This is a genomic window from Flavobacteriales bacterium (assembly GCA_020435415.1).
Classification (GTDB): domain Bacteria; phylum Bacteroidota; class Bacteroidia; order JACJYZ01; family JACJYZ01; genus JACJYZ01.
The window spans coordinates 1-9,757 of record JAGQZQ010000107.1; the positions used below are offsets into that span (position 1 = coordinate 1).

Consider the following 9,757-nt stretch of genomic DNA (forward strand, 5'->3'; position numbering starts at 1 on the left):
CTGAACGGGATCCGCTCAAAGCACACCCTGCTGGTATCCGATGCCTGCTTCAGCGGAGATATCTTCCGTGGTAACAGCGTAGGGGTTCCGTTCAATGAATCGGCGAAGTACTATGGGGAGGTGGACAACCTCAAATCACGACAGGCCCTTACCTCGGGTGGGCTCGAGCCTGTCATGGATGGTGGTCGGGATGGGCACTCCGTCTTTGCTTATTACTTCTTGAAATCCCTACGTGATGGCACCGCACAGTACCTGGATGTCGCCGGATTGTTTGAGAAGCTGAAAGTGGCGGTGGTTAATAACTCCGATCAGACACCCAACCTGCAACCCATCAAGAACACCGGTGATGAAGGAGGACAATTTGTGTTCATCAAAAAATAAAACAGTTATTTCCCCGGCTATTTAATCATCACCGGGGAAATTAACCGACTCTCACCGCTACTCACTCGAATGAAGTAAAGTCCTGGATTTTCATTGAGGTATATTGGAAATACACCATCGCCATCGACCCTGGAATTGGTCTCATAAACTTTTTTTCCGAGCACATTAAAGACTTCAATATCTACAGTGCCCTGGATGTTGCTGACCTCAACCCGGAATGCCCCGTCTGTCGGATTAGGGAATAGCCACATAGCAGGAAGTGCAGTCGAATGGCCGGGATTGTTGTCTCCGGTTGAGGTGCACTCCGGGTCCTGGTCAGATTTCACTTCTATGGTTGCAGTTGCTCTCGGGCTGGAACAGGATTGGCCAGAAACCTCCCAGTCATAGAAGTAATAATAAAATCCATTGCAATCGTTCGCATCATAGGTGTTACATGTGATGGATACATACCCTGAGCCATCGGAATACGGGTAGGTAATGCCAGTCCCTTTTTCCCTGTATAGATCGTTGTTTGCTGCGGCCAGTAATTTGTATCCGGTACCGGCAGATATATTCCAGTTAAGGTTAACACGGTGTTCACCGGCGGCAATCGGGCCGGTAAAAGTTTCCAGAACGGTGCCCCCGCTTGTGGTTAGTTTGAATGTTTTATTTCCACCTATGTTTACATATACTTTTACGGATTTCAATGTGATGTCCTTCAAGGCGTCGAACACCAGTCCTTCTTCCGTTGTGCTGTAATAGCCGCCGTTGTTTGATACTGCGTTGTTGACCATCCCCACATTATCCGGAACGCCTCCTGCGGATTGCTCTTCCACATAGTAGGTTGTGGTGACCGTCGGTCTCGGATTGATGGTCACCGGACTTCCTGTTCCGACAACGTTACCGCCGGTGTTGCTGTCATACCATACAAGATTGCCTCCGTAATTGCCGGTCGCGGTTAGCTCTGGTGCTTCCGATGGACACAGGATAAGGTCTGCGGTTGAGGGTGCATTCTTCAAAAGTGAGATGGTGATGTATGCCGCTTTTGTTTCGCTGTCACTCCCGATGCTGTTGGTGGCCGTGAGCTTGACCGTGTACGTTCCTGAGCTGGCATAGGTATGGGTGGGGTTCTGACTGGAGGATGTTTGTCCGTCGCCGAAATCCCACAACCATTGATTGGGTGAGTTGGTGGATTGATCACCAAATGAAACCACACCGGTACATTTATTTTTGTTGATGGTTTCAAAATCTGCTACGGGGGGTACATTCACTGTGCAGCCTTCATCCAGGCATGAGCGGCTGTCGCGGTGTGCTTCGATCCTGCTGCGGGTACCACTGGTTACCGTTCGGTTGGTGGGTGCTGTTGAGTTGTTTCCATAAATAGATGGAGACATCATGTATTGCGCATTGTCCTGAACATGGATGGCATTCCAGGTATGTCCCAGTTCATGTATCCAGATGCTGGCGTGTGCATTTTGTCCTGTTGTAAAATAATCTTCGACGATGTTGTAGCCGCTGCTGTTGCATATGCCGGCGAACATCGAGTAGCCGATATTTCCGGTGTTGCTCCCGTCTTTGATGTTGCGGTCCGTCCAGAAGGTAGCCACATCTTTCTGAGTTGCGGCGAAAGCATTTCCGGGGTTTACAATATTTTCACCCCAGTCTCTGAATTCTCGGAGAACCGTGCCTTTTGCACATGAAGGGTTGCCACTTCCTTCCTGGCAACTCTCGGTATTGCTGTCGGCGATAAACTCATTGCTGGTGCATTCGTAAATCAGTGTAAGCTTGTACTCCACGTTAAATTCCTGCTCCCAGAAATCAGAAACCAGATTCAGGCGCGCGGTGATCTCGGTCTCTGCTGCAGTCGTGCTTCCTATACGGCTTTTGAATGACTGGTCGTAGGCCACTGCCATTTCGGTGCATTTTGTAGCGGCTGAAGTTCTTCCGGCGGGAATGTATTCAGCGACGTCCGGTTTGCTATCACGGCTTTGCGTGCAGATTGCTTTTTCTCCGGCCAGAACATCCGTCATTTTGTAAACCACAAATTCGTTTGCCGGAGCAGTGACTTCAAAATGCTGCAGGGGTTCGATATAATAGGTGTCATCTTCCTGTTGGATATAACCCGCGATATAGTGCTCCCGAATGGTCATCACTACATGATTGCCTGGAGTGTCTCCTTCATATCCTCTGTATGTAAAGGCCGGCGTGGAAGGCATGGTGATAACGCCGTGTCCCGTGTTGACCTTCATTTCATAAGAAGCGGCCCGGATGTCATGCACATGTAAATGAAGTTCCCAGGTATGCGTTTCCAGTTGCAGGTTAAATGTGAGGTTGCCGGTTGGCGTTTTGCGCGACAATGCTGAAATGGAAGGAACATCCAATTGGTATACCTGGTACGTTTTAAACACTTTTTCCAATCCCAGGTATTGATGTTCTTGTGTTTTGCCTTCACCCTTCAGAATCCCTTTGAATGCCGGTAACACATTTTGGTTTTGCTGTGCGTAGGTCATCAGACTGAACACACCCACAATTAGTGAAGCGATCATCTTTTTCATACAACTCTGCTATTGGTTAACGGACCGGGAAATACCCCTCTTTGCTTTCTGATACTAAAGTAGGGTAATCAGCAGCTGAAATAAAATATGATTATCATTTATATGATATTTTGAAAACATAGATTATATTGGTATTAATGGCTTAAATAAATATAAATGTGTATAACTTAAAATGATATTTCATATCTAAAGAAATGCCCGGAAGTAATCATCTTTTTGACCTGATCCATTCGCTCACACAAAATGAGAAGGGGTATATACGAAGGCATGCCAGGACACACAGTCAGGGTATGACAAAGAATACCATGAAGCTCTTTGATCTTATGGATGGGCAAAGAGTTTATGATGAAAGGGCCATACGTGAGGCATTCAGGAACACATCGGTGTCCAGGAATCTGGCGGAGGCGAAGTACTACTTGCAGAGGATGATCCTGAAAAATCTGCAACAATTCCATGCGGCTACTTCAGTGGATATGAAATTGCTGGGCTACCTGCAGCAGATCGAGATCCTGTCGAGCCGTGCGCTGTATGATCTTAGTCTGGCCACATGCCGCAAGGCCAGAACGCTTGCGATGAAGCATGAGAAGTATAAATACATGCTCTCCATTCTTCACCTTGAGCGGGATATCTACTGGAATCAGCAGGCGAACGGGAACATCCAGGCGCTCTTCCTGAAAACATATGAGGAAGAGGCCAGGGTGTTGGAGGCACTCCAGGAGCACCATCGGCTTACACGAAGCTCGGAGTCCAACTACAATGCATTCAAAGTGTATGGACAGGGGTGGAGTAAAGCAGATAAGGAGCGTTTAGAAGAGAACCTGCCTGTTTTTCAAAAACTGCAATCCACCGAATCTTCTTCATTTGATAATTCAAGGGAGGTCTATCACGGCTTGCACACCTATTTCTGGATGAACAAGGACCTGCTGAAGGCCCATGAGTTCATCTCAAAAAGTGTGAAGCAGTACCAAAAGAACAAGGATCGTTTTCCGGATCGTTTATTTCTGAAGGACTACCTCATGTTGCTCAATCAATTTGCTTTTGTATCGGCCAAACTGGGGAAGGGGAAAGCGATGGATGAAGCTTTGCGTGAGATGGAATCGGTCAGGGATACCCTTCCGAAAAAACAACTGACAAAAGACGTGCTTAATCTGCTCAACCAGTTTTACTATGTTAATAAGATCAATGCCTTTCTTCAGAGGGGAACGTTTGCTGAAGGCGTGAAGTTTGTCGGTGCAAAAGAAACGAGGATGTACCTGGAGAACCTCGAGGGAAACATCGACCGTTCCTTTGAAGTGGTGCTGAAGATGAACATAGCCACCTTGTACATGGGTGCCGGACGTTTCCGGGAAGCGTTGCATTGGAATTATGAAGTGATCAACGGGAATTACGGTCGTTTACGCAGCGACCTCTATGTGCTGGCCCGCATCTTTCAGTTGGTCATCCATCATGAATTAGGCAACGCAGACCTGCTCCAGTCGCTCATCAGCTCCACCCGTAACTACCTCCGCAACCGGAAGCGGGTCTTGAAATTCGAATCGTTGATACTGGAGCATATCGGGGTTTTCAGTCTGACCCTGGATCCGGCGGAAAAACAAAAACAACTGAAATCACTTCGAAAAAAGTTGGCCCCCTTAGCGAAAGATGATTTCGAAAAAGTGGCCTTTGAGGATTTTGATTTTATCGGTTGGATAGAGAAGATACAGCAACAGCCTGCCCGCCCTGCGTAGTCCAACGGTTTGCCAGGCGGGCATACAGTTTGAGCATACAGGGAGGGGTAAATTGGAACACGAAAGCTTACGGTTTAGACCAGCAGGCTGTTGCTATATACTCACACTGGTCCTCCTTCATTCTTCATTCTTAATTCTTCATTCACCAACTCCTTCGCCGCTTCCCTTGCTTCGGGCAGGAAACGATCAGGTTGATTAATGATGTTGTTTAGCTCCTCCTCGCTCTTGGATGCGAACTTCTTTTTCCAGAATTGCACCTTATGTTGAGTCTCTTGTTCTGCCTCCTCGGGTGATGGTTCGGGGCGACGGACCAGATTAGTGATCCGTCTCAACATGGATATATCTCCCACAAAAACATAAACGAACAGCAATAAAAAAGATTCAGGCTGGATGCCCTTCCAAAGCCTTGGCTGGTTTTCCGCACCGCTACCAATTGAAATTCTAAATGCCGCAGAACTCATGTATGGGGTAAAATACATGACATTCATTAACCCCAGGACCAGCGTTAACAGCATCATGTACCGGAAGGCATTTCTGGATATGTAGAAAGTAGCCCAACAAACCGTAATCAGCATTAATGCCATATAGTGCTGGTATTGCATTGAAACTTCTGTGAAGATGATAACGGCCAGCGTGTATAACATCATGGCGCACATGATCACGAGTGGAAGAAGTTCGCGAATCAGCTTTTTCATTTTGTGATTACATTTTCATTGTCAATAAAGATAATTCTTTTGCTTTTGCCATGTTTCTCCAAGCTGGGCGAAGGTTCCGGGATTACTTAGTGCCCGAGGCTTAGGCGCTTTCGGATAACTTGCCTGGTGAAAACTCCGGTTCCGCATAGCTTGTCGCTATAGCCGGAGAGGAGTTAGGCGAAGGTTGCACCTTCGTCTGTCTATCGCGTAGCTTGCAGCTACCTCCGAAACCGGAAACGGGTTTTGAAATTCGAATCGCTGGTGCTGGAGCACATTAATGGTTTCAGTCTGACCCTGGACCCGGCGGAGAAACAAAAACAGCTCAAGTCCCTTCAAAAAAAACTAACCCCCTTAGCGAAAGATGATTTCGAAAAAGTGGCCTTTGAGGATTTTGATTTTATCGGTTGGGTAGATAAAATACAGCAACAGCATACAGTGTGAGCATACAGGGAGCAGTAAATTGAATCACGAAAGCGTACGGTTTGGATCTGTATGCTGTTGCTGAATGCTCAAACTGTATATCTTCCGAGGGTCACTACCTCCTTACAACACACTTTGCGGAATACTGCTTCCCGCGGTCGCTGACAATATTAACAATGTAGACTCCTTCAGCAAAATGTTCGCATGAAAAACGGATTCCCTTTGTGCTTAGGATATCATTTATTTTCATGCGTTCACCTGACAAAGAATATACAGCTATTTTCTGCGGATGTTCCTTGCTGTCTATGGTGATATTGACCATATCTGTAGCCGGCTGAGGAAATGTCCGGATGCTATTCTGCATGCTATTTAAATACGATGAGATGGAGGCCATGTCGGGCGTGATCATTAGTGAATCCGTATATACATTGCCCAACGGCTGGCTTAATATCCCTATGGCTGCCAGGCCAGCCATATAAAATCGCACATCCCCTATATTGGTTGCAGGCGCCACCCAATCGAATTCCCAGATCATCGAGTCTGGGTTTTGATTGGAGGGAACATCAGCGTGTGAGATATAGATTCTTTGTCCAAGGGTTTGATATGCCGTATTGGATGAATCTACAATGACAAAATCTCCGGCCTGGTTTCCGCTGCTGTCTATGGCGGTCAGCTCAAAGCCAAACGCTTTCAGATTCGATTCTTTCAATAACACTTGTAGTCGGTAGGTATTTCCGGGGATATATGACTGCGTGCCCGGAAAAATAATATGCCCTTCGCCATTGGGACCATTTACGGCTCCGTGTTCATGGCATCCGGAGGTATAGCAGGTTGTTTCTCCCGGGGCTCCCGTAACGCCAGCCGGGGGTGTCGTAAAATATTGGGTAAACAAACTGATGCATACCCATGCACACCCGCCTAAGAATATTGACCGCTTGATAAATGTTGTTTTGGTTTTCATCATTTGTCAATCTAAAAATAAATGTACCCCTGCCAAAATAAGCCCATCAAATAAAATAGTATCCCATAGGCCTGATGTGGCTGGCATTATTTGTTAATCTGGCTTTTGAGCAGTTGTGCATTGATGGCTACAATCACCGTACTCAAACTCATAAACACTGCACCTACAGCGGGACCCAAAACAAACCCTGCAGCGTACAGTGCGCCCGCTGCCAATGGAATGGCAAAGGCATTGTATGCAGTAGCCCAAACCAGATTTTGTATCATCTTCCTATAGGTAGCCTTGCCAAAGAGAATAAGGTTAAGTATGTCTTGTGGATTACTGTTTACCAAAATAATATCAGCGGTTTCGGCAGCAACGTCTGTGCCTGAGCCCACTGCAATACCCACATCGGCCTGAGCCAAAGCCGGTGCGTCATTTACACCATCTCCCGTCATGGCAACAAATTCGCCTTTTGCTTGCAACGCTTTCACAATCTCCACTTTTTGATGGGGTAATACTTCGGAGTAATAGCCATCCAACCCGAGCTCATTGCTTACTGCTTTGGCTACCATCTCATTGTCTCCGGTCGCCATCATGACCTTGATGTTGTTTTCTTTGAATTTTCGGATGGCTTCCTGTGATTCTGGTCTGATTTCATCAGCCAGTGCAATATAACCTGCCAGTTGGTCATTCACGATTACGAATACCACCGTTTCCGCGGCATTGCTAAATGCGCATTCAGGAATAGCAACACCGGATTGCCCGGTAGACTGGGTTTTGTCTTTCAGATAGCCCGGACTGACCACCTTTATGTCTTGCCCTTCCACTTTGGCTTCCACTCCCTTGCCTGTAATGGCATTGAAATTATCAGCTTTTGGGATAGCAACGTTCAACTCCTTTACTTTCTTTACTATGCCCACAGCAATCGGATGTTCTGAGCTTTGTTCCAATGCACTGGCCAATCGTAATACTTCATCTTTACCGAATTTATCAGAAACCGCTTCATACCGTGTCACTCCAAAATCACCTTTGGTCAGCGTACCGGTTTTGTCAAAAATAATGGCTGATATTTTTCTGGAATTCTCAAAAGCTGTGCGGTTGCGAATAAGCAATCCATTCTGTGCAGAAACAGCAGTGGAGATAGCCACCACCAACGGTATGGCTAATCCCAGTGCATGTGGACAAGAGATCACCATGACGGTGACCATCCGTTCAAGGGCATAGACAAAATCAAAACCCAGTGAAAGCCAAATGGCCAATGTCCCGAAGCCAACGCCAAGCGCAATATAGGTCAGCCATTTTGCCGCCCTGTCCGCCAGATGTTGTGTTTTGGATTTTGCCTTTTGTGCTTCCTGCACCAGTGTAATGACCTTGTTCAGATAACTGTCTTTACCGGTGTGTACTACCTTTACTCTTAATGATCCATTGCCATTGATGGAACCTCCGATCACCTGTTGGTCTGTGCTTTTTTTTACAGGTTTGGATTCTCCGGTCAGCATGGATTCGTTCAGGTAACTTTCACCTTCAATGATGACCCCATCCGCAGGTACTTTTTCTCCGGGCTTGATAAGGATCATATCATCCTTGTTCAAGTCTTCCAGTTTCACATCCATGATATGCTCCCCATGTATTTTATGCGCTTCGGAAGGCATCATGCTTACCAACAATTCCAGGGCTTTTGATGCGCCCAGGACCGACTTCATTTCAATCCAGTGGCCAACCAGCATAATATCAATCAGCGTTACCAGTTCCCAGAAGAACATCTTGCCTTCCAGTCCGAAAACTACAGCGCTGCTGTATACATAGGCTACCGTAATGGCAACGGCAATCAGGGTCATCATGCCCGGAGCGCCTTTCTTCAATTCATCTTTCAACCCTTTCAGGAAAGGCCATCCTCCATAAAAGAAAACAATGGAAGAAAGCGCAAACAGAACATACAGGTTTCCTTCAAAGACCAGTTCAAATCCCAGGAACCCCTGAATCATGGGAGAGAGAACCAACACAGGAACAGAAAGCACCAGGGAAACCCAGAACCGCTTTCTGAAATCCGCAATCATCATCTTGTGGTGATTCCCGCTATGAGCGGGATGACCATGTGGTGGATTGTGGCCGGAATGATCCATCATGCCATGATTCATTTTGCTGTGATCCATGTGTTCATGTCCTGTTGGTTTATTGATAGGCCGATGTTCTGCGTGTTTTTTATGCTCGGGTGTCATGAATATTTCTTTGTGATGAGGTGTTACACAACTCAGCAGCTTCCTTCAATATCTTTTTTTGTCTTTGGGGATTCACGCTGATAGCACTAAGTAATTCGGGGTGATTGCATAAATCCATGCACAGTACTTTCTCCATTTTTAGTAAAGTCCTTTTTTCGGAAGCGGTAAGTGATATAAGACAAGTGATGGGGTGAAGGCCTGAGGCATTGATCCGCTCACTCAGACTGCCTTTTTTCGGTTGATCCCAACTAACCAACATCAAACCGGAACAGTTTCCGTATTGAATTGCGTCGGAAGTGAAGCGTGTATTGGTAAAAATCCAGCCCTGATGAAATTTGTGATTATGCCCATCCTGCTTGCGCCACTGTTTTTCCACATCAAGAAATCGGGAGTGGATGTACAAGGGGATTTTTACATCGCAAAAGCGCCCCTGGTCACTGTGAAATTTACACTCGACCATAAAGTGTTTTTCTTCTTTTTCAGCTACCACATCAACTTCATGCTTAACACAATGGCCTTTTACAATGACATTGGTACTGGTTTGAAAGCCCTCGTAATCCAGAATGGCCGCTATGAATTTTTCAAATGGGAATCCCGACGGCCCCAACTCGTAAATGGCTTTTTTAAGCTTGTATCGAGCAGCAGTTGGGCGGGAGATCTTCCGTAAAAGTGAGAAAGCTTTTTTGTAGATCTCCCTGGTGGTGATGCCATCGTATAATGATGCTTCCACTTCCCGGATTATTTGTTGGATAGCCGAATTGTCAGCGCCTGATCGCTCCAATGAACGCCTTAGTTTTGCCGGATCAAACACGGCCTTTTCTCCCGTCATTTTTACGAT

Annotated in this window: 8 protein-coding genes; 3 read left to right on the plus strand and 5 right to left on the minus strand. The window is 46.5% G+C overall.

Annotation, left to right across the window (positions count from 1 at the left end; genetic code table 11):
• On the plus strand, positions 1 to 381 hold a 381-nt coding region (locus tag KDD36_13300; GenBank protein MCB0397624.1), incomplete at its 5' end, for a hypothetical protein.
• A 17-nt stretch (positions 382 to 398) separates the two neighbouring features.
• On the opposite strand, the gene KDD36_13305 is transcribed toward KDD36_13300, so the two are convergent.
• Positions 399 to 2,915 (minus strand): PKD domain-containing protein, encoded by a 2,517-nt coding sequence (locus tag KDD36_13305; GenBank protein ID MCB0397625.1) that lies wholly within the window; start codon positions 2,913 to 2,915, stop codon positions 399 to 401.
• A gap of 194 nt (positions 2,916 to 3,109) precedes the next feature.
• On the opposite strand from KDD36_13305, the gene KDD36_13310 reads away from it, so the two are divergent.
• Positions 3,110 to 4,642 carry a hypothetical protein gene (locus KDD36_13310; protein MCB0397626.1) on the plus strand — a complete coding sequence of 511 codons (1,533 nt, stop codon included), beginning with the start codon at positions 3,110 to 3,112 and terminating at the stop codon, positions 4,640 to 4,642.
• 101 nt (positions 4,643 to 4,743) lie between these two features.
• Here the strand turns inward: KDD36_13310 and KDD36_13315 are convergent, their stop codons facing one another.
• A complete protein-coding gene (locus KDD36_13315; protein MCB0397627.1) occupies positions 4,744 to 5,337 on the minus strand; it encodes a hypothetical protein in 594 nt (197 codons plus the stop codon).
• 243 nt (positions 5,338 to 5,580) lie between these two features.
• Between KDD36_13315 and KDD36_13320 the strand changes: the two genes are divergently transcribed.
• Complete coding sequence (locus KDD36_13320; GenBank protein ID MCB0397628.1) at positions 5,581 to 5,778, plus strand: hypothetical protein; 198 nt, start codon at positions 5,581 to 5,583, stop codon at positions 5,776 to 5,778.
• A 94-nt stretch (positions 5,779 to 5,872) separates the two neighbouring features.
• Here the strand turns inward: KDD36_13320 and KDD36_13325 are convergent, their stop codons facing one another.
• From KDD36_13325 to KDD36_13335, 3 genes are all read right to left on the minus strand, one after another.
• Positions 5,873 to 6,721, minus strand: a complete 849-nt coding sequence (locus KDD36_13325; GenBank protein MCB0397629.1) for a T9SS type A sorting domain-containing protein — start codon at positions 6,719 to 6,721, stop codon at positions 5,873 to 5,875.
• An 83-nt stretch (positions 6,722 to 6,804) separates the two neighbouring features.
• Complete coding sequence (locus KDD36_13330; GenBank protein ID MCB0397630.1) at positions 6,805 to 8,919, minus strand: copper-translocating P-type ATPase; 2,115 nt, start codon at positions 8,917 to 8,919, stop codon at positions 6,805 to 6,807.
• Complete coding sequence (locus KDD36_13335) at positions 8,903 to 9,757, minus strand: restriction endonuclease (protein MCB0397631.1); 855 nt, start codon at positions 9,755 to 9,757, stop codon at positions 8,903 to 8,905. The genes KDD36_13330 and KDD36_13335 overlap by 17 nt, the downstream gene beginning before the upstream one ends.